The sequence below is a fragment of the Erythrobacter epiphyticus genome, assembly GCF_034653295.1.
In the GTDB taxonomy this organism is placed as follows: Bacteria; Pseudomonadota; Alphaproteobacteria; order Sphingomonadales; family Sphingomonadaceae; genus Erythrobacter.
On the sequence record NZ_JAYEEU010000009.1, the window covers coordinates 73626 to 94198 of the forward strand.

The 20573-nt window shown below is 62.4% G+C and carries 22 protein-coding genes and 1 pseudogene; 22 read left to right on the forward strand and 1 reads right to left on the reverse strand.

The window, feature by feature from the left end:
* Window positions 1-14: 14 nt before the first annotated feature.
* Window positions 15-1211 (reverse strand): thiolase family protein, encoded by a 1197-nt coding sequence (locus SOQ14_RS11220; protein ID WP_322898207.1) that lies wholly within the window; start codon window positions 1209-1211, stop codon window positions 15-17.
* A 283-nt stretch (window positions 1212-1494) separates the two neighbouring features.
* On the opposite strand from SOQ14_RS11220, the gene SOQ14_RS11225 reads away from it, so the two are divergent.
* From SOQ14_RS11225 to SOQ14_RS11330, 22 genes and pseudogenes are all read left to right on the forward strand, one after another.
* Window positions 1495-1896, forward strand: a complete 402-nt coding sequence (locus tag SOQ14_RS11225; protein ID WP_322898208.1) for an ASCH domain-containing protein — start codon at window positions 1495-1497, stop codon at window positions 1894-1896.
* 157 nt (window positions 1897-2053) lie between these two features.
* Window positions 2054-3484 (forward strand): coniferyl aldehyde dehydrogenase, encoded by a 1431-nt coding sequence (locus tag SOQ14_RS11230; RefSeq protein WP_322898209.1) that lies wholly within the window; start codon window positions 2054-2056, stop codon window positions 3482-3484.
* 164 nt (window positions 3485-3648) lie between these two features.
* Entirely contained in the window at window positions 3649-4023 is a 375-nt protein-coding gene (locus SOQ14_RS11235; protein ID WP_322898565.1) for an NADH-quinone oxidoreductase subunit A, read from the forward strand.
* 35 nt (window positions 4024-4058) lie between these two features.
* Window positions 4059-4598, forward strand: coding sequence for a NuoB/complex I 20 kDa subunit family protein (locus SOQ14_RS11240; RefSeq protein WP_416232757.1), 540 nt, complete (start codon window positions 4059-4061; stop codon window positions 4596-4598).
* 11 nt (window positions 4599-4609) lie between these two features.
* Window positions 4610-5221: pseudogene (locus SOQ14_RS11245) on the forward strand (NADH-quinone oxidoreductase subunit C); the annotation flags it as partial.
* A gap of 17 nt (window positions 5222-5238) precedes the next feature.
* Window positions 5239-6450 (forward strand): NADH-quinone oxidoreductase subunit D, encoded by a 1212-nt coding sequence (locus tag SOQ14_RS11250; RefSeq protein ID WP_322898211.1) that lies wholly within the window; start codon window positions 5239-5241, stop codon window positions 6448-6450.
* Window positions 6451-6564: 114 nt separating this feature from the next.
* Window positions 6565-7233, forward strand: a complete 669-nt coding sequence (locus SOQ14_RS11255; protein WP_322898212.1) for an NADH-quinone oxidoreductase subunit NuoE — start codon at window positions 6565-6567, stop codon at window positions 7231-7233.
* The gene (locus SOQ14_RS11260; RefSeq protein ID WP_322898213.1) at window positions 7233-7403 is read left to right on the forward strand and encodes a hypothetical protein; all 171 of its coding nucleotides are present in this window, start codon (window positions 7233-7235) and stop codon (window positions 7401-7403) included. The genes SOQ14_RS11255 and SOQ14_RS11260 overlap by 1 nt, the downstream gene beginning before the upstream one ends.
* Window positions 7400-7543 carry a hypothetical protein gene (locus SOQ14_RS11265; protein WP_322898214.1) on the forward strand — a complete coding sequence of 48 codons (144 nt, stop codon included), beginning with the start codon at window positions 7400-7402 and terminating at the stop codon, window positions 7541-7543. The genes SOQ14_RS11260 and SOQ14_RS11265 overlap by 4 nt, the downstream gene beginning before the upstream one ends.
* The gene (locus SOQ14_RS11270) at window positions 7540-7716 is read left to right on the forward strand and encodes a hypothetical protein (RefSeq protein ID WP_322898215.1); all 177 of its coding nucleotides are present in this window, start codon (window positions 7540-7542) and stop codon (window positions 7714-7716) included. The genes SOQ14_RS11265 and SOQ14_RS11270 overlap by 4 nt, the downstream gene beginning before the upstream one ends.
* Window positions 7716-9008 (forward strand): NADH-quinone oxidoreductase subunit NuoF, encoded by a 1293-nt coding sequence (gene nuoF, locus SOQ14_RS11275; protein WP_322898216.1) that lies wholly within the window; start codon window positions 7716-7718, stop codon window positions 9006-9008. Before SOQ14_RS11270 ends, nuoF begins: the two co-directional genes overlap by 1 nt.
* Window positions 9008-9214 (forward strand): hypothetical protein, encoded by a 207-nt coding sequence (locus tag SOQ14_RS11280; protein WP_322898217.1) that lies wholly within the window; start codon window positions 9008-9010, stop codon window positions 9212-9214. The genes nuoF and SOQ14_RS11280 overlap by 1 nt, the downstream gene beginning before the upstream one ends.
* Window positions 9207-11222, forward strand: coding sequence for an NADH-quinone oxidoreductase subunit NuoG (gene nuoG, locus SOQ14_RS11285; RefSeq protein WP_322898218.1), 2016 nt, complete (start codon window positions 9207-9209; stop codon window positions 11220-11222). Before SOQ14_RS11280 ends, nuoG begins: the two co-directional genes overlap by 8 nt.
* Window positions 11223-11377: 155 nt before the next feature.
* On the forward strand, window positions 11378-12424 hold the full coding sequence (gene nuoH / locus SOQ14_RS11290) for an NADH-quinone oxidoreductase subunit NuoH (protein WP_322898219.1): 1047 nt from the start codon (window positions 11378-11380) through the stop codon (window positions 12422-12424).
* Window positions 12421-12909, forward strand: a complete 489-nt coding sequence (gene nuoI / locus SOQ14_RS11295; protein WP_322898220.1) for an NADH-quinone oxidoreductase subunit NuoI — start codon at window positions 12421-12423, stop codon at window positions 12907-12909. Before nuoH ends, nuoI begins: the two co-directional genes overlap by 4 nt.
* Window positions 12910-13051: 142 nt before the next feature.
* Window positions 13052-13675: an NADH-quinone oxidoreductase subunit J gene (locus SOQ14_RS11300; protein WP_322898221.1), complete on the forward strand. Its 624-nt coding sequence runs from the start codon at window positions 13052-13054 to the stop codon at window positions 13673-13675.
* Window positions 13672-13977: an NADH-quinone oxidoreductase subunit NuoK gene (gene nuoK, locus SOQ14_RS11305; RefSeq protein ID WP_322898223.1), complete on the forward strand. Its 306-nt coding sequence runs from the start codon at window positions 13672-13674 to the stop codon at window positions 13975-13977. The genes SOQ14_RS11300 and nuoK overlap by 4 nt, the downstream gene beginning before the upstream one ends.
* A 5-nt stretch (window positions 13978-13982) precedes the next feature.
* Entirely contained in the window at window positions 13983-15977 is a 1995-nt protein-coding gene (nuoL, locus tag SOQ14_RS11310) for an NADH-quinone oxidoreductase subunit L (RefSeq protein ID WP_322898224.1), read from the forward strand.
* A 14-nt stretch (window positions 15978-15991) separates the two neighbouring features.
* A complete protein-coding gene (locus SOQ14_RS11315) occupies window positions 15992-17542 on the forward strand; it encodes an NADH-quinone oxidoreductase subunit M (protein WP_322898225.1) in 1551 nt (516 codons plus the stop codon).
* Entirely contained in the window at window positions 17542-19020 is a 1479-nt protein-coding gene (nuoN, locus tag SOQ14_RS11320; protein WP_322898226.1) for an NADH-quinone oxidoreductase subunit NuoN, read from the forward strand. The genes SOQ14_RS11315 and nuoN overlap by 1 nt, the downstream gene beginning before the upstream one ends.
* The gene (locus SOQ14_RS11325) at window positions 19017-19745 is read left to right on the forward strand and encodes a biotin--[acetyl-CoA-carboxylase] ligase (protein ID WP_322898227.1); all 729 of its coding nucleotides are present in this window, start codon (window positions 19017-19019) and stop codon (window positions 19743-19745) included. Before nuoN ends, SOQ14_RS11325 begins: the two co-directional genes overlap by 4 nt.
* Before the next feature lie 15 nt (window positions 19746-19760).
* Window positions 19761-20552: a type III pantothenate kinase gene (locus SOQ14_RS11330; RefSeq protein WP_322898228.1), complete on the forward strand. Its 792-nt coding sequence runs from the start codon at window positions 19761-19763 to the stop codon at window positions 20550-20552.
* The last annotated feature ends 21 nt before the right edge of the window (window positions 20553-20573 follow it).

Sequence of the window (20573 nt, forward strand, 5' to 3'; positions counted from 1 at the left end):
GCGAACCCTCGCCATCAGACCAGTTCGATCGCCACCGCCGTGGCTTCCCCGCCACCGATGCAGAGGCTGGCGACGCCGCGCTTCTTGCCCTGCTGCTTGAGCGCATTGATCAAGGTCACGATGATGCGCGTGCCGCTGGCGCCGATCGGGTGGCCGAGAGCGGTGCCGCCGCCGTTCACATTGATCTTGTCGTGCGGAATGCCGAGATCGCGCATCGCGAACATGGCGACACAGGCGAAGGCTTCGTTGACTTCGAACAGATCGACATCCGCAACGCTCCACCGCGCCTTGTCGAGCACCTTGCGGATCGCCGGGATCGGCGCTGTTGTGAACAGCGCCGGCGCCTGGGCATGGGCGGCGGTGGCCACAATCCGGGCGACGGGTGCAAGGCCCTTGGCCTCCGCCACGCTCGCCCGGGTCAGCACCACGGCGGCTGCGCCGTCCGAGATCGAGCTTGAGGTAGCGGCGGTGATCGTCCCGTCCTTGGCGAAGGCGGGCTTCAGTTGCGGGATCTTTTCGGGGCGGCCCTTGGCAGGGGCTTCGTCCTGTTCGACGACGACGTCGCCTGCACGCGAAGCCACGGTGACCGGCACGACTTCATCGGCAAAGGCGCCGCTCGCGATCGCGCGGTTGGCGCGGGCGAGCGATTCGATCGAATAGGCATCCATCTCTTCGCGGGTGAGCTGGTAGGCATTGGCCGTATCCTGCGCAAAGGTGCCCATGGCGCGGCCCGGCTCGTAGGCATCTTCAAGCCCGTCAAGGAACATGTGATCATAGGCGGTATCGTGCCCGATGCGCGCGCCCGAACGGTGCTTCTTGAGGAGGTAGGGCGCATTGGTCATGCTTTCCATGCCGCCCGCCACCACCACATCAATGGTGCCGCTGGCGAGTGCTTCTGCACCCATGATCACCGTCTGCATGCCCGAGCCGCAAACCTTGTTGACGGTGGTGGCTTGCACCGATTGCGGCAGACCGGCCTTGATCGCGGCCTGGCGTGCCGGAGCCTGACCGAGCCCGGCAGGCAGCACGCAGCCCATGTAGGCGCGATCAATATCCTCGCCTGCCACGCCTGCGCGTTCGACCGCAGCCTTGACCGCAATCGCGCCCAGATCGGTCGCCGAAACGTCTGCGAGCGCGCCTTGCATCGCGCCCATCGGGGTGCGCGCATAGGAGAGGATCACAACCGGATCGGCGGGAGAAAGCTGGGCCATGTGCATGGATTCCTTTTGCGAGCTTATGGGTCTTGGTTGGGCGGGGTAGTAATGTTGCAATGCGGCATTTGCAATGCAGGGGGCGATGGGTTGGGGTGGTGAAGCACCAATCGTCACACGCAGGCAATGCGGGCCTTACTGTGCATCGAGAAAGAGGGCGGGTTTGACTGCGTTTGGGTCAAAAGCAGATTGGCCGCTATCGACCGCAAGGGTCTTTGGCCAAGCGCGCTGACGTCGCTATGACGAGCTTGTCAATCCCGCCTTACCACGAGCAAGTGTCACGATGAGCGAACCATCATTCTGGGCCGCCTTACCCCGTTCGGCGTTCGGCGACAGTCCCGAATTGGCCGATGAACTTCTGAACCTGATACTCGCTGGCCGAAAACGTGCGACGTGCTGGAGCGCAGCCGCCGATGCCGAGGGAGGTCAAGTCGGCGCGCAATGGGTTGCCGAGGACGGGAAAGGGCGCCCTAGAGCTATTCTTGAGACTGTCGAGATCCGCCGAATTCGGTTCAAGGAGGTCGATGAGGATTTTGCTGCTGCGGAGGGCGAAGGCGACTTAAGTCTCGGCTATTGGCGTAGCGCGCATCAAAGCTATTTCGAGCGCAACGGAGGGTTCGATCCCGAGATGCTCCTGTGGTGCGAACGCTTTCGCCTTGTTTCGGTTTTGCCCGAACCCGATTAGCACTTTGCGCTCGCTAAAGGCCGTCATCCCGCTTTCCATCGCAATGCAGAGGCAGTCAGGCTACGGTGGGGGTGAGCGCCGCCGCTTGCGCACCTGCGCGCTTTGCGCAACAACACGTCGCAAATGAAAACGCATCTATGTCTTACGGGAGAATGACATGGCCGATGATCGCCGCGCCGAGATGGAAACCCTGCTGCAACGCCAGCGCGATGCTTTCACGGCGTCCCGCCCGGAGCCGATGTCGCAGCGCAAGGACCGCATCCGCCGCGCCATGGCCTTGGTGCGCGAGCATGGCGAGGCCTTTGCCAAGGCGATGAGCGCGGATTTTGGCGGTCGCCCCGCGGCGCAGACCATGATCACCGATATCGGCTCGGTGGTGGGCGCGGGGCACGATGCGCTCAAGAACATGGATCGCTGGGCCAAGACCGAAAAGCGCAAGGTGCAGTTTCCGCTTGGCCTGCTCGGCGCGCGGGCCGAGGTGCGGTATGAGCCCAAGGGTGTGATCGGCATTCTTTCGCCGTGGAACTTCCCGCTCCAGCTGGCCTTCGTCCCGTTGATGCAGGTGTTGGCCGCGGGCAACCGCGCGATGATCAAGCCGTCGGAATTTACCGAGCGCACCAGCGATCTGATGGCGGAGCTGACGGCGGAATATTTCGCGCCCGAGGAAGTCGCTGTCATCACCGGCGGACCGGACGTCGCAGGCGCCTTTTCGAGCCTGCCCTTCGATCATCTGGTCTTTACTGGCTCGACCGCAACGGGGCGCCGGGTGATGCAGGCGGCGGCGGAAAATCTGGTGCCGGTCACGCTTGAACTGGGCGGCAAATCGCCGGTGATCATGGGGCGCAGCGCGGATTTCGCCAAGGCGGGAGAACGCATCGCCTGGGGCAAGATGATGAATGCCGGGCAAATCTGCCTTGCGCCCGACTATCTGATCGTGCCCGAAGACAAGGAGCAGGATGCGATTGCGGGCGTCGTCGCCGGGGCCACGGCAATGTACCCCACGCTGCTTGATAACGAGGATTACACCGCAATTGTCTCCGACCGCCACTTCGCGCGGCTCAAAGGCCTGATCGAAGATGCGCGCGACAAGGGCGCCGAAGTGATCGAGGTCAACCCTGCGGGCGAGGATTTCGGCAATTCCAACCAGCGAAAATTGCCGCTCACCATCCTGCGCAATGCGACGCAGGACATGGCGGCGATGCAGGAGGAAATCTTCGGCCCGATCCTGCCGGTGACGACGTATAAATCAGTCGATCAGGCGGTGGACTATGTCAACGAGCATGATCGCCCGCTTGGTCTCTATTACTTCGGCGAGAACAAGGGCGAACAGGAACGGGTGCTCACCCGCACGATCTCGGGCGGGGTGACGACCAATGACGTGATCTTCCACGTCTCGATGGAAGACCTGCCGTTCGGCGGGATCGGGCCATCGGGGATGGGGAGTTACCATTCGGTCGAAGGCTTCCGCGAGTTCAGCCATGCCCGCGCGGTCTATCACCAGCCCAAGGTCGATGTGGCCAAGCTTGGAGGGCTCAAGCCGCCCTTTGGCGCGGCATCGGCCAAGGCAGCGGCGCGGCTCCTGAAATAGCCCGCACCGCAGGGGTTGCGCGGAACGCGCAGGGCGCGCTCTCGACTGCATGAGGTGTTGAAATTCCTGCAACACTCATGCGGGGTTTTCAACGAGTCGCGCTCTTGCGCCTGCTATGTTACAAGCCTACGGGACCACCCGGGATTAATTGCTTGGACATGGCCGTGATCGACCTCAGCCAGTATCTGCCGATACTGTTCTTCATATTTATCGCCTTCGGGCTTTCGATCCTGTTCGTGGTCGCGCCCATGGCGGTCTCCCGGTTGACGGGTGCGCACAACCCCAACGCAGAAAAGCTCTCTGAGTATGAATGCGGCTTCCCGGCTTTCGAGGATGCGCGCAGCCAGTTCGATGTGCGCTTCTATCTGGTGGCGATCAGCTTCATCATCTTCGATCTCGAAGCAGCCTTCCTATTTCCCTGGGCCGTAAGCCTCAAGGAAACCCAGATGGTGGGCTGGGTCGGGATGATGGTGTTCCTGTTCATCCTCGTGGTGGGGCTGGCCTATGAATGGAAGAAAGGGGCGTTGGACTGGGAATGACAAACACGGTTTCTCCTCCCCAGGGGCTGTCAGACATGTCTGCTATCGCCACCGCTCAGGGCGGCGCCTTGCGTCAGCCTGACGCCGCGTTCTTCAAGGCGCTCGAAAGCGAGGTCAATGACAAGGGCTTCCTCGTCACCTCGACCGAAGAACTGTTCCAATGGGCGCGGACCGGCAGCCTGTGGTGGATGACCTTCGGCCTGGCCTGCTGCGCGGTCGAAATGATCCACGTCAACATGCCGCGCTACGACATGGAGCGCTTCGGCATCGCGCCGCGCGCCTCCCCGCGCCAGTCGGACGTGATGATCGTGGCCGGCACCTTGTGCAACAAGATGGCCCCGGCGCTGCGCAAGGTCTATGATCAGATGTCTGATCCCAAATATGTGATCAGCATGGGTTCGTGCGCCAATGGCGGCGGCTATTATCACTATTCCTATTCGGTGGTGCGCGGGTGTGACCGGATCGTTCCGGTTGATATCTACGTGCCCGGCTGCCCGCCGACTGCCGAGGCGCTGCTTTATGGCGTGATGCAATTGCAGCGCAAGATCCGCCGCGTCGGCACGATCGAGCGGTAAGGGGCCATTTCATGAAGGTTGTGCATTCCGCTCCGCGCTTTGCATCGAACGACGGTGTGATCGCGGCGATTTCCGAAAGCATCAGCGTCTGGCTGATCGCCGCGGAGGAATCCCACGGCGAGGTGATCTTCCGCGTCCAGCGCGATGCGATTGCCAAGGTGCTGCGGACCTTGCGCGATGATCACCACTATCAGCAGATGATGGAGATTGCGGGCGCCGATTATCCCGCGCGCGCCGAACGCTTCGAAGTCGTCTACATGCTCTTGAGCCTCACCAAGAACCACCGCGTGATCGTGAAGTGTTCGACCGACGAGAACACGCCGGTGCCGACCATCACGACGCTGTGGCCCAATGCAGGCTGGCTCGAACGCGAGGTGTTCGACATGTACGGGGTGACCTTTGCCGGTAACCCCGATCTGCGCCGCATCCTCACTGATTATGGCTTCGAAGGGCATCCCTTCCGCAAGGACTTCCCGATGACGGGCTACACCGAACTGCGCTATTCCGAAGAGGAAAAGCGCGTGGTCTATGAACCTGTCGAACTGGCGCAGGAAATGCGCACCTTCGATTTCCTCAGCCCGTGGGAAGGCGCGGACTACGTCCTGCCCGGTGACGAAAAGGCCAAAGAGGAGGGCGGCAAGTGAGCTTCCAACTCGAAGAATCGCCGACCACCGAAGGCGAGGTCATCACCAATTACACGATCAATTTCGGCCCGCAGCACCCGGCGGCGCATGGCGTGCTGCGCATGATCATGGAGCTGGACGGCGAGGTGATCGAGCGGATCGATCCCCATGTCGGCCTGCTGCATCGCGGCACCGAAAAGCTGATTGAGCACAAGACTTACTTGCAGGCGCTGCCCTATTTCGATCGGCTCGATTACTGCTCGCCGCTGTGCATGGAGCATTCCTATGTGCTGGCGATCGAAAAGCTGCTCAATCTCGAAGTGCCGATCCGCGCGCAATATCTGCGCGTGCTCTTCGCCGAGCTGACCCGCATCTGCAATCACATGCTCAATATCGGCGCGCATGTGATGGACGTGGGCGCGATGACGCCCAACCTGTGGGTGTTCGAACTGCGCGAAGACTGCATGAACTTCTTCGAGCGGGCGAGCGGCGCGCGGATGCACTCGGCATGGTTCCGCCCCGGCGGCGTGCACCAGGATGTCCCCGAAAAGCTGCTGGTCGATATCGGCAACTGGATCGACAACCGCCTGCCACAATTGTTCGGCGATGCGATGAGCCTTGTCATCGACAACCGCATCTTCAAGCAGCGCAATGTCGATATCGCGATTGTCAGCCGCGATGATGCGATTGCCTGGGGCTTTTCCGGCCCGATGATCCGCGCTGCGGGCATTCCGTGGGATCTGCGCAAGAGCCAGCCCTATGATGTCTATGACCGCATGGAATTCGACATTCCGGTCGGCACCAATTCGGATTGCTATGATCGTTTCATGGTGCGCGTGAAGGAAGTTTACGAAAGCGCCAAGATCATCAAGCAGTGCCTTGCGCAAATGCCGCAGGGCCCGGTCGCGAGCACCGATGGCAAGGTCTCTCCGCCCAAGCGCGGCGCAATGAAGCAATCGATGGAAAGCCTGATCCACCACTTCAAGCTTTACACCGAAGGCTTCCACGTCCCGGCGGGCGAGGTTTACGTGGCAACCGAAAGCCCCAAGGGCGAATTCGGCGTCTATCTCGTCAGCGACGGCACCAACAAGCCGTACCGCTGCAAGATCCGCCCCACGGCTTTCTCGCACCTTCAGGCGATGGACATGATGAGCCGCGGCCACATGCTGCCCGATGCGACCGCCATTCTCGGCGCGATCGACGTGGTGTTCGGGGAGTGTGATCGGTGAACCTTACCCTTGCCGTCATCCCCGCGAAGGCGGGGATCCATCTAACCTTTTCCACCGTCGCCACGCCAAGCGGGATCCCCGCTTTCGCGGGGGCGACGATCTGGAGGGATCGTCGTGGCTGACCGTACCCCTGCTCCCGATACCCCCGAACTGCGCGCCCGCTGGGGCGGGTTCGCGTGGACACCGGAAAACAAGGTCAAGGCCGATTGGCACATCGCCAAATATCCGGCCGGACGCCAGCGTTCGGCGGTGATGCCGCTGCTCGATCTCGCCCAGCGGCAGGTGGGTAGCGAAACCGATACGCAGGGCTGGCTGCCGCTGCCGGTGATCGAATATGTCGCGGCCTATCTCGACATGCCGGTGATCCGCGTGCTCGAAGTCGCGAGCTTCTACTTCATGTATAACCTCAAACCCGTCGGCAAATTCCACGTGCAGGTGTGCGGCACCACGCCCTGCATGCTGCGCGGCTCGGACGACATCATCGCCGCCTGCAAGAAGCGCGGGATGGTGAAGGGCGGGGTCTCGGCGGATGGCCTCTGGACCCTCACCGAGGTCGAATGCATGGGCAATTGCGCCACCGCGCCGATGGTCCAGATCAACGATGACAATTACGAGGATCTGACGGTCGAACGTCTCGACGCGGTGCTCGATGCCTTGGCGCGGGGCGAAACGCCCAAGGCGGGCACGCAGGAGCCGGGCCGCCACACCTCCGAGCCTTCGGGCGGGCCGACCACGCTCAAGGACATGGTCAGCGCCAACCACGATTACCGGAGCGAGTGGTGATGGCAAGAAAGGCTGAACTCGGCGGCGGTCTTGTCGGCCTGATCTTCCTCACGCTGGCGGCGTGGGAATGGATCAGCGGGGATAGCTGGGTGGTGTGGGCCATCCTCGGCTTCCTGTTCGGCGGCTTCGGCGCGCTCAGCCGCTTGTTCGGGGGCAAGGGCAACGGATGAACAGCCTTGTCCCCCTGCTTGGCGCGCTGGTGCTTGGCTTCATCGCCTACAAGGTGCTGATGGGCCTCGTGCGCGTGGGCGTGATCCTGCTCATCGTGCTGGCGCTGGCAGGCCTGTGGCAACAAGGAATGATCGGATGAACCCGTTGACGCTCGCCTTTGCCGGAGCAGGGCTCACCGGCTTTGCCCTTGGCGCATTCTTCACCGCCACGGGCAAACCGGAAATGGGCGTCATCCTGATGGGGATGGGACTGGTGTTCCAAGTGATTTCTCTGGTGCGCCTGAAGCGCGCCAAAAACCAAGGAAAGCTGTGATGCTGGCCGATAGGGATCGGATCTTCACCAATGTCTATGGTTTTCAGGATTGGGGCCTGAAAGCCGCGCAAATGCGCGGCGATTGGGACAACACCAAGGCGCTGCTCGCGCGCGGGCAGGACGCGATCATCGAGGAAATCAAGGCATCCGGCCTGCGCGGGCGGGGCGGGGCGGGCTTCCCGACCGGGCTCAAGTGGTCGTTCATGCCCAAGGAAAGCCGCGATGGCCGACCGAGCTTCCTTGTCATCAATGCTGATGAATCCGAGCCGGGCTCGTGCAAGGACCGTGAGATCATCCGCCATGATCCGCACAAGCTGATCGAAGGCGCGCTGGTGGCGGGCTACGCGATGCGCGCGCGGGCGGCCTATATCTACATCCGTGGCGAATATATCCGCGAGGCCGAAACGCTCCAGAAGGCGATCGACGAAGCCTATGATGCAGGCCTGATCGGCAAGAACGCCTGCGGTTCGGGCTATGATTTCGACGTCTTCATGCACCGCGGCGCGGGGGCCTATATCTGCGGCGAAGAAACCGCGATGATCGAAAGCCTTGAAGGCAAGAAGGGCCAGCCGCGGTTGAAGCCGCCGTTCCCGGCGGGCGCGGGCCTCTATGGCTGCCCTACCACGGTCAACAACGTCGAGAGCATCGCGGTCGCACCGACGATCCTGCGGCGCGGGGCTGCGTGGTTCTCCTCCTTCGGGCGCGAGAACAACAAGGGCACCAAGCTGTTCCAGATCAGCGGCCACGTGGAAAAGCCCTGCGTCGTCGAAGAGGCGATGAGCATCAGCTTCGAAGAGCTGATCGAAAAGCATTGCGGCGGCATTCGCGGCGGGTGGGACAACCTGCTGGCGGTGATCCCCGGCGGTTCTTCGGTGCCGCTGGTTCCCGCCGAACAGATCCGCCACGCGCCGATGGATTTCGACGGGCTCAAGGAACTCGGTTCCGGCCTCGGCACCGCGGCCGTGATCGTCATGGACAAGTCGACTGATATCGTCCGCGCGATCAGTCGCCTGTCCTACTTCTATAAGCACGAGAGCTGCGGCCAGTGCACCCCCTGCCGCGAAGGCACGGGCTGGATGTGGCGCATGATGGAGCGCCTGCGCACCGGCGATGCGGCGATCGAGGAGATCGACATGCTTCACGAGGTGACCAAGCAGGTCGAAGGCCACACCATCTGCGCGCTGGGCGATGCGGCGGCGTGGCCGATCCAGGGCCTCATCCGCCATTTCCGGCCGGAGCTGGAGCGGCGGATCAACGAACACAACGCGCAATTCGCGGAGGCGGCGGAGTGATGAAAATTCTTTATCGTTTTCTGATTTTTGTGCTTCTCGCATGCGCTCCTGTCGTGATGATTGCGCGATATGATGAATTCGCTGGCGGTGAACTTTCGCTCGTGGGTTACGTGGCTACTTGTCTCTCCCCCATCGTGCTTATGAGCCTTCTGGTTCTGATTTCACGGAAGGTTCTCCGCGACAACGAGGCTTTTCCCAATGCCTAAGGTCACCGTAGACGGTCAGGAAATCGAGGTCCCGGCGGGCGCGACTGTGCTCCAGGCGTGCGAGCTGGCGGGCAAGGAAATCCCGCGCTTCTGCTATCATGAGCGCCTCTCCATCGCCGGCAATTGCCGCATGTGCCTCGTCGAGGTGAAGCCCGGGCCGCCCAAGCCGCAGGCCTCCTGCGCGCTGCCGGCTGCCGAGGGTCAGGAAATCCGCACCGACTCACCCATGGTCAAGAAGGCGCGCGAAGGGGTGATGGAGTTCCTGCTCATCAACCACCCGCTCGATTGCCCGATCTGCGATCAGGGTGGCGAGTGCGACTTGCAGGATCAGGCGGTCGCCTATGGCCGCGGCGGTTCGCGCTACCACGAGAACAAGCGCGCGGTCACCGAGAAGTACATGGGCCCGCTGATCAAGACGATCATGACCCGCTGCATCCACTGCACCCGCTGCGTGCGCTTCTCCGAGGAGATCGCGGGCGTGGACGAGATCGGCGCGCTCTACCGCGGCGAGGACATGCAGATCACGACCTATCTCGAACAGGCGGCGGCGCATGAATTGAGCGCCAACGTGATCGACCTGTGTCCGGTGGGTGCGCTGACGAGCCGCCCCTATGCTTTCGAGGCGCGGCCGTGGGAACTCAAGCGGACGCTCAGCATCGACGTGTCTGACGCCGTGGGCGCCAACATCACCCTGCATTCCAAGGGCCGCGAAGTCATGCGCGCGCTGCCGCGGGTGAATGACGACGTCAACGAGGAGTGGCTGTCAGACAAGGGCCGCTATCAGGTCGACGGCCTTACCAAGCGCCGGCTTGACCGCGTCTGGGTGCGCCGTGACGGCAAGCTCCAGCCCGCGGAATGGACCGAGGCTTTCGGGATGATCGCCTCCGCACTGGAAGGCGACAAGGCCAGTATTGCAGCGGTGGCGGGCGATCTGCTCGACGCCGAGACGATGTTTGCCGCCAAGGCGCTGGTCAATGCCTGCGGGTCGAACCTCACCGAAGCGCGGCAGACCGGCATGACCTACGATGTGTCGAACCTCGCGGCGGTGAATTTCAACTCGACCTTCGCCGGGATCGAGACCGCTGACGCAATCCTGATCGTCGGCAGCCATGTCCGCTGGGAAGCCGCGCTGCTCAATGTCCGCCTGCGCAAGGCGGTGAAGGCGGGGGCCAAGGTCTTCATCATCGGCCCCGAATGGGACCCGACCTATCCGGCGACCTTCCTCGGCTCTGATCTCAAGATCCTGAACCGCGTCCCCAAGGAATTGGGTGACGTCATGAAGGCAGCGAAGCGTCCGGCGGTGATCCTCGGTGCGGCGGCGCTGGCCAAGGGCGCGCTGCCGGCGGCGCTCAAGCTGGTCGACAAGTTCGATCTGGTGCGGGACGGGTGGAACGGTTTCAACGTGCTCCACGTCTCGGCGGCGCGGATGGCATCGCTGATGCTCGGCTTCACGCTTCCGGACGGGATGGGCGACATTGCGGCGGCCAGCCCCAAGGTGCTGCTCAGCCTCGGCGCGGACGAGATGGACTATGCGCCCTACGCAGGGTCGCTCAAGGTCTATATCGGCCACCACGGCGACAAGGGCGCGCATCACGCCGACATCATCCTGCCGGGCGCGTCCTATGCCGAAAAGGACGGGACTTACGTCAACACCGAGGGCCGGGTGCAGTTCGCCGAGAAGGCGGTCTTCGCGCCTGGTGATGCGCGCGAGGACTGGACGATCCTGCGCGCTTTGGCGGACGCGCTGGGCGTGACCGTCGGCTTCGACAGCTTCGGCGAATTGCAGGCCAAGATGATCGCCGCTGTGCCCGCGCTGGGCGAAGAAGGCCTCGCGGATTACGGCGCGCTGCCCAAGGCGGACAGCGGCGCCAAGTTCGAAGGCGAGCTTGCGGGCTATCCGATCAAGGACTTCTACCTCACCAACCCCATCGCCCGCGCCAGCGCGGTGATGCAGCAGTGCTCGGACGAATTGCTCCACGGCGCTGATATCAAGGAGGCTGCGGAATGAGCGCGACGCACATCCTCCCCCTTCAGGGGAGGGGGACCATGCGCAGCATGGTGGAGGGGCCCGTCCGGCTGCTCCGCAACTCCAAGAGATCGAACCGGGCGGGGTGCCCCTCCACCACTTCGTGGTCCCCCTCCCCGTGCCGGGGAGGAATGTAAGTGACCGCCTTCTTCCAATCCTTCGGCCTGTCCTACGAATGGGCCTGGACCATCGCGACCATCGCGGGCGTGCTGATCATCGCGCTGCTGGTGATGTTCAGCGTTGCCATGGTGATCTATGTCGACCGCAAGGTGCTCGGCGCGATCATGCTTCGGCGCGGGCCCAATGTGGTGGGGCCGTTTGGTATCCTCCAGTCCTTTGCCGATGGCTTGAAGGTCTTCCTCCAGGAAACGATCATCCCGTCGGCGGCGAACAAGGGCATTTTCCTGCTCGCCCCCATCATCACCTTCACGGTGGCCTTGGCCGCATGGGCAGTGATCCCGTTTGATGCGGGCGTGGTGCTGGCGGATATCAATGTCGGCCTGCTCTACATCCTCGCGATCTCGTCGCTCGGCGTTTACGGCGTGGTGATGAGCGGGTGGGCGTCGAACTCCAAATACCCGTTCTTCTCGGCGATGCGCGCCTCGGCGCAGATGATTTCCTACGAAGTCTCGATCGGTTTCGTGCTGGTGTGCGTGGTGCTGTTTGCCGGCACTTTCAACATGACCGGGATCGTCGAGGCGCAGAAGGGTTTCGGCCTCGGCATCATCAACGGCTATGTGGTGCACCCGCTGCTGTTCCCGATGTGGGTGGTGTTCTTCATTTCGGCGCTGGCGGAAACCGCGCGCGCGCCGTTTGATCTGACCGAAGCGGAAAGCGAACTCGTCGCCGGTTACCAGACCGAATATTCCTCGATGAGCTTCGCGCTGTTCTGGCTTGGCGAATATGCCAACATCCTGCTGATGTGCTCGCTCAACACGCTGCTGTTCTGGGGCGGGTGGCTGCCGCCGCTGGATATTCCGGTGCTTTATGCGGTGCCGGGGATCATCTGGTTCCTGCTCAAGACCTTCATGTTCTTCTTCATGTTCAGCTGGATCTGGGCGACGGTGCCGCGTTACCGCTACGACCAGTTGATGCGGCTTGGCTGGAAGGTGTTCCTGCCTATGAGCCTGTTCTTTGTCGTTCTCATTTCCGGCTATCTGATGGCCACCGGGCATTTCGCATGACGACCGTTTCGCATCTGATCAAAAGCTTCACCCTCTGGGAATTCCTCAAGGCGCATGCCTTGACCTTGAAGTATTTCTTCAAGCCCAAGGCGACGATCAATTATCCGTTCGAGAAATCGCCGCTCAGCCCGCGTTTCCGCGGCGAACATGCGCTGCGGCGCTATCCGAATGGTGAGGAACGCTGCATCGCCTGCAAGCTGTGCGAGGCGATCTGCCCGGCGCAGGCGATCACCATCGAAAGCGAACCGCGCGCCGATGGCAGCCGCCGCACCACGCGCTACGACATCGACATGACGAAGTGCATCTATTGCGGCTTTTGTCAGGAAGCCTGCCCGGTCGACGCGATCGTGGAAGGGCCGAATTTCGAATATGCCACCGAAACCCGCGAGGAGCTGCTTTACGACAAGGCCAAGCTGCTTGCGAATGGTGACAAATGGGAGCGGGCCATCGCGGCCAACCTTGAAGCCGACGCACCCTATCGCTAGGGCGCACCGGACGGACACGGGGTCTTACAATTGATACGTGGCGATCGCGGCGCAGGCCGGGGTCACACTTGGACTAAGGGATCACAATGCCGCTTTCTGGACCTCGGCTTTTGCCGGGGAGACAGATCGGCGGAGGCACATCATGATACAGGTTTTCGCCTTTTACCTGTTTGCGGCCATCGTGGTCGCCAGCGCGGTCATGGTGATCATGGCGCGGCACCCGGTGCATTCGGTGCTGTGGCTGATCATGGCCTTTTTCAACGCAGCCGCCCTGATGGTGTTGGTGGGGGCCGAGTTCCTCGCGATGCTGCTGGTGATTGTCTACGTCGGGGCGGTCGCCGTGCTGTTCCTGTTCGTGGTGATGATGCTCGACATCGATTTCGCGGCCATGCGCGCAGGCTTCATCCGCAATTTCCCGCTGGGCCTGCTGATGGCAGCAATCCTGCTGGCGGAATTGCTGCTGGCAGTTGGCGTTTATAGTGCCGGCGGGCTGACTCTCGGCGCGCCTGATGGCAGCGCGATGCAGCCTGCCACCGCGAGCAATATCGAGGCGATCGGCGCCCTGCTGTTCGGCCGCTATATCCTGCTGTTCGAACTGGCCGGGATCATCCTGCTGGTGGCCATGATCGGCGCCATCGTGCTGACCTTCCAGCCGCCCAAGCCCGGCGCACGGGCGCGGCAGGATGTCGGCAAGCAGATCCGTCGGCGTCCGGAAGAGGCAACCATCATGAAGAACCCGGAAATCGGGCAAGGGGTCGAGCTGTGATCGGCATTGAACATTATCTGACTGTGGGCGCGATCCTGTTCGTGATCGGAGTGCTGGGGATCTTCCTCAACCGCAAGAATGTGATCGTCATCCTGATGGCGATTGAATTGATCCTGCTCAGCGTGAACATCAATCTCGTCGCCTTTTCGGCCTTCATGCAGGATCTGGTCGGCCAGATCTTCGCCATGCTGGTGCTGACTGTGGCAGCGGCCGAAGCCGCCATCGGGCTGGCGATCCTCGTGATCTATTTCCGCGGTCGCGGTTCGATCGCGGTTGACGATATCAACCGGATGAAGGGGTGAGCGCGATGCAAACGCAAATCCTCCTCATCGTCTTTGCCCCGCTGCTTGCGGCGCTGATCGCCGGGCTCGGCAACCGCATGATCGGCAATGTGGCCGCCAAGTCGGTGACGACAGGCGCGCTGTTCCTTTCGGCGGGCTTGAGCTGGCCGATTTTCCTCGGGTTCCTCGGTGGCACCGCGACTGCCGAAGTCGTGCCCGTGCTCAGCTGGGTGCAATCGGGCAGCATGAGCTTTGACTGGGCGCTGCGGGTCGACACCATGACCGCGATCATGCTGGTGGTGATCTGCTCGGTTTCGGCGCTCGTGCACCTCTATTCGTGGGGGTACATGGAGGAAGACCCGGATCAACCGCGCTTCTTCGCCTATCTTTCGCTGTTCACCTTCGCGATGCTGATGCTGGTGACGGCCGATAACCTTGTCCAGATGTTCTTTGGCTGGGAAGGGGTGGGGCTGGCCTCCTATCTGCTGATCGGGTTCTGGTTCAGGAAGCCCTCCGCAGGCGCGGCCGCGATCAAGGCTTTTGTCGTCAACCGCGTGGGCGATCTTGGCTTCATGCTCGGCATTTTCGGGACATTTCTTGTGTTCGGCACGGTGTCGATCCCGGAAATCCTTGCTGCGGCTCCGGGGATGAGCGGCTCGGCCATCACCTTTGTTGGCATGCGGCTCTATACCATGGATATCCTGTGCATCCTGCTGTTCATCGGCGCGATGGGGAAGAGCGCACAGCTCGGCCTGCACACCTGGCTGCCCGACGCGATGGAAGGGCCGACGCCGGTGTCCGCGCTGATCCACGCGGCCACCATGGTGACCGCGGGCGTGTTCATGCTGTGCCGGCTTTCGCCGATGTTCGAAGCCGCGCCGACGGCGCTGGCGATCGTGACAGTGGTGGGCGCTGCGACCTGCTTCTTCGCCGCGACCATCGGCACCACCCAGTGGGACATCAAGCGGGTGATCGCCTATTCGACCTGCTCGCAGCTTGGCTACATGTTCTTCGCCGCGGGCGTCGGCGCCTATGGCGTGGCGATGTTCCACCTGTTCACGCACGCTTTCTTCAAGGCGCTGCTGTTCCTCGGTGCCGGTTCGGTGATCCATGCGATGCATCACGAACAGGACATGCGCTATTACGGCGGCCTGCGTAAGCACATCCCGCTCACCTTTTACGCGATGCTGGCGGGCACGCTCGCGATCACGGGCCTCGGCGTTTATCACCTCGGGGTCGGTTTTGCAGGCTTCTGGTCGAAGGACGCCGTGCTCGAAGTCGCCTTTGCGCGCGGCACGCAGATCTCGGTCATGTCCTTCTGGCTTGGCGTGATCGCGGCGCTGCTCACCAGCTTCTATTCGTGGCGTCTGATGTTCCTGACCTTCTGGGGCAAGCCGCGTTGGATCGAGAGCGAGCACATCCAGCATTCCGTGCACAAGACGCCCGAGCAAGCAGGCGAGGACACCACCGGCGGCTATCATCCGCATGAAAGCCCGGTGTCGATGCTGATCCCGCTCGGGGTGCTGACCATCGGCGCGGTGGCCGCAGGGCAGGTGTTCGCACCCAGCTTCCTTGACAGCGCGGCGTTCTGGGCAGGCTCGATCTTTTACAACGAGCCGCTGATCCACGCGATGCATGCCGTGCCTTACTGGGTGAAGTATTCGGCCTTTGTCGTGATGGTGCTGGGTTTTGCGGGTGCCTATCTCGCCTACATCGCCAAGCCTGATCTTCCGGCGAAGTTTGTCGCCACCTTCGGCGCGCTGCACCAGTTCGTTTACCGCAAGTGGTACTTCGACGAGCTCTATGACGCGATCTTCGTCAAGCCCGCTTTTGCGCTGGGCAAGCTGTTCTGGCAGGCGGGCGATGTCGGCATCATTGATCGCTTTGGCCCCAACGGGGTGGCGGATGCAGTGGCGCGCGGCTCGGTCGCGGCCAAGCGGATGCAGACCGGCTATCTCAACACCTACGCGCTGATCATGCTGCTTGGCCTGATCGCCGCCGTCACCTTTGTCCTGTTCTAGGAGCGCGCTTCGTAATGGAAGGCCTTCCCATTCTTTCAACTATGATGCTCGTGCCCATGGCAGGCGCGGCCATCTGCCTGTTTTCTCCTGCTGCGCTGGCGCGGTGGACGGCTTTGGGTGCGACGCTGGTTACCTTCGCGCTCGGGCTGGTGCTGTGGTCGAATTACGACATTGGCGGTGCGCAGTGGCAGTTCACCGAACGCGCCGAGCTGTTCGCGGGCTTCAGCTATGCGCTCGGGATTGATGGCATTGCGCTGCTGCTGATCATGCTGAGCGTGTTCCTGATGCCGATCTGCATCCTTGCAAGCTGGGAAGCGATCACCAAGCGCGTGGGCGAATACATGGCGGCCTTCCTGTTCATGGAAGTGCTGATGATCGGCACCTTCGCCGCGCAGGACATTTTCCTGTTCTACGTCTTTTTCGAAGCGGGCCTGATCCCGATGTATCTGATCATCGGGGTGTGGGGCGGCGATAACCGCATCTATGCGAGCTACAAATTCTTCCTCTACACCCTGATCGGCTCGGTGCTGATGCTGATCGCGATGTTCTGGATGGTGGCCGAGGCCGGCACCTCCGACATCCCGACGCTGATGCAGTATGATTTCCCGCCTGCCGCGCAGACATGGCTGTGGCTCGCGTTCTTCGCCAGCTTCGCGGTGAAGGTGCCGATGTGGCCGCTCCACACCTGGCTCCCCGATGCCCACGTGCAGGCGCCGACGGCGGGTTCCGTGATCCTCGCGGGCGTGTTGCTGAAGCTGGGCGGCTATGGCTTCATCCGCTTCAGCCTCCCGATGTTCCCCGAAGCATCGGCGCAGTTTGCATGGCTGGTCTTCACGCTGTCGATGATTGCCGTGGTCTACACCTCGCTGGTCGCGCTGGTGCAGGCCGATATGAAGAAGCTGATCGCTTATTCCTCTGTCGCGCACATGGCGATTGTCACCGTCGGCCTGTTTGCCTTCAATGTGCAGGGGCTTGAGGGCGCGATGATCGTCATGCTCAGCCACGGCCTCGTTTCGGGTGCGTTGTTCCTGTGCGTGGGCGTGATCTATGATCGCCTCCACACCCGCGAAATCGCCCGCTACGGCGGCCTTGCCATCAACATGCCCCATTACGCGCTGTTCTTCCTGCTTTTCACCATGGCGAGCATTGGCCTGCCGGGGACGAGCGGCTTTGTCGGTGAGTTCCTCTCGCTTGCGGGCATTTATCAGACCTCGACGCTGGTGGCGCTGGTGTCGACCACCGGGATCATTCTGGGCGCGGCCTACATGCTTTACCTCTATCGCCGCGTTGCTTTCGGCGGTCAGAAGAACGCCGATGCTGCTGCGATGAAGGATATCAGGCCGCGCGAATGGGCCATGATGGTGCCGATCGCCGCGGTGGTGCTGTGGATGGGCGTCTATCCCGAAAGCTTTCTTGCGCCGATGCGCGCCGATATCGCCGCGCTTGATGCGCGTATCGCAACCGCCGCCCCGGCAAGCGACAGCAACCCTGTGATGGGCACGCCGCGCGAACACGCCGCCAACGCCCTTGAGCATACCGCGTCTCATGAGGAGGGCGCACACTAATGGACTTCGCCCATTCCTTTGCGCTGATCGCGCCTGAATTGCTGCTGACGGGCGCGGGCCTTGCGCTGTTGATGGTGGCGGCTTTCAGCGGCGACAAGGCCGCGCGGCTTGTCAGCATTCTTGCGGTCGCCGCGCTGTTTGCGGCCGGGTTCATGCTGGTGCCGGGGCTGCATTTCGGCACTGACGGGCCGGAAACCCTTGCCTTTGGCGGCCTGCTGCGGATCGACAGCTTTGCGCTATTTGCCAAGGCGCTGATCTATCTTGCCGCGATTGCGGCCCTGATCATTGCGCCGGCCTTCTTCAACAGCGCGGCGGCCGGGACCGAGCGGGGCCTGCGCGCCGAATATCCGATCCTGGTGGTGTTCGCCTGTGTCGGCATGAGCGTCATGGTTTCGGCGAGCGATTTCATGAGCCTTTATCTCGGGCTCGAACTCAACAGTCTTACTGCCTATGTGCTCGCGGCGATCCTGCGCCGCGATCTGCGTTCGGGCGAAGCGGGCCTCAAGTATTTCGTGTTGGGCGCGCTCGCTTCGGGGATCATCCTGTACGGGATGAGCCTGCTTTACGGCTTCACCGGCAGCACTAGCTTCACTGGCGTGCGCGCCGGGCTCGAAGGCGAGTTGGAACTGGGCGCGATGTTCGGTCTCATCTTTGTGATGGCGGGGCTCGCCTTCAAGATTTCGGCGGTGCCGTTCCATATGTGGACGCCCGATGTCTATGAAGGTGCGCCAACCCCGGTTACGGCGTTCTTCGCCACCGCGCCCAAGGTCGCTGGCGTTGCGCTCACCGCGCGGGTGGTGTTCGAGGTGTTCGGCGGGCAAGTTCTCGCATGGCAGCAGATTGTGATGTTTGCGGCGCTGGCCTCGATCGTGTTCGGCGCGCTCGGCGCGATCGGGCAGGAAAATCTCAAGCGCCTGCTGGCCTATTCCTCGATCAACAATATCGGCTTCATCCTGCTCGGCCTTGCCGTGGCCAACGAGGCAGGCGCCGCGGCAATGCTCGTCTATCTGTTCATCTATGTCGCGATGAGCGTGGGCAGCTTTGTTGCCCTGCTGATGCTGCGCGGCGAGGATGGCGCGCTGTTTGAAACCTTCGCGGATATTCGCGGGCTTTCGCTGACACAGCCGGCGATTGCCTGGGCGCTCTTGCTGTTCATGTTCAGCCTTGCCGGGATTCCGCCGCTGCTCGGCTTCTACAGCAAGTTCGTGATCTTCCAGGCGACGGTTGAGGCCGGATTGGTGGCCTTTGGCGCGATTGCCATTGCTGCCAGCGTCATCGGGGCCTTCTACTACATCAAGTTCGTCAAGGTGATGTTCTTTGATGAGCCTGCCGGTGTCGTGACCGGTAAGAGCGGCGCGGCGCATTGGGCGCTGCTGGCGCTCACCGCGCTGATCATCTCGCCGCTCGGCTATCTGCTGACGCCGTCGCTGACCGATCTTGCCGCAAAGGCGGCCGGCGCGCTGTTCCTCGCGGTGTGACCATCGCCTCGGGGGCTTTCCGGCTGATCGAGGAGACCGGCTCGACCAACGCCGATCTCGCGGCCGCCTTGCGCGCGGGAGAGCCGGTGCGCGAGGGCGAGTGGCTGGTCGCTCGGCGCCAGACCGCGGGGCGCGGCAGGCAAGGCCGCACCTGGTTTGATGGCGCGGGCAATTTCATGGGATCATGCGCGGTGCAGCTGTCCGATCTTGCGCCGCCACCGGCCTCGCTCAGCTTTGTTGCCGCGCTCGCTGTGCGCGACGCGGCTGCCGAGGCTTTGGGCAGCGACGAGGCGCTCGCGCTCAAATGGCCCAATGATGTGCTGCTCGACGGGGGCAAGCTTTCGGGCATCCTGCTCGAGATGGTGCGCGGTCATGTGGTGGTGGGCATCGGGGTGAACCTTGCCCGCGCGCCGCAATTGCCCGACCGCAAGACGGCGGCTCTTGCCGATCATGGCGTGGAACCGCAGCTTGCAACCTTTGTCGCAAGCCTTGCCCGCCATTTTGCGACACGGCTCGCCGATTGGCGCAGCTTCGGTCTTGCGGCCACTTTGCGCGCCTTTCTCAACGCCTCGATCCACAGCCAGGGATCGGCGCTGACAGTCCATGATGCGGAAGGCGTCAGACTGTCGGGCACCTTCGCCGGGCTCGAAGAATCCGATGGCGCCTTGCGGCTGCGCTTGGCGGACGGGACAGAACGTGTCATTCGCGCAGGCGATCTGGTTTGAAGAAAGGCTAACCCCATGTTGCTCGGCGCTGATGTCGGAAACACCAATGTGGTCTTTGCGCTGTTCGATCTGAACCCGGACGGCACGCATACCACGCGGGCGCGCTGGCGCATCGCCACCGATCCGCGCCGGACGGGGGATGAATATGCGGTGTGGTTGCTCCAGCTGCTCAAGATCGAAGGCGTGGATCGCAGCGAGATCGCGCATGTGATTGTCGCCTCGGTGGTGCCGCGGGCCGATCATAACCTGACTGTGCTGTGCCAGAAATATTTCGGCATCACCCCGGTTTTTGCCGGGCAGGGCAAGGCGGCTTGGCCCTTTGCGCTTGATGTCGATCAGCCTTCTTCGCTCGGCGCCGACCGCGCGCTCAACATCCTTGCCGCGCATCACAAATATGGTGGGGATCTGATCGTGGTCGATTTCGGCACCGCCACCAAGTTCGAAATGGTCGACTTCACCGGCGCCTACAAAGGCGGATCGATCGCGCCGGGGATCAACCTGTCGCTCGATGCGTTGGTGGGCAAGACGGCCAAGCTTCCCCGCATCGCGATCCGCGCGCCCGAAAGCCGCAGCGTGATCGGGCGCAACACCGAAGATCAGATGCTGATCGGGGTGTTCTGGGGCTATGTCGCTATGATGGAAGGATTGATCGCACGGATGCAGGCGGAAATCGGCCGTCCCGCCAAGGTGGTGGCGACCGGCGGTTTGGCGATCCTGTTTGATGATGCCACCGAAATCTTCGACCATGTCGATGCAGACCTGACCCTTGATGGGCTCGCCATTCTGGCGCGGCAGGCTTTGGCCTGATCCGGATTTACGAACGGGAAC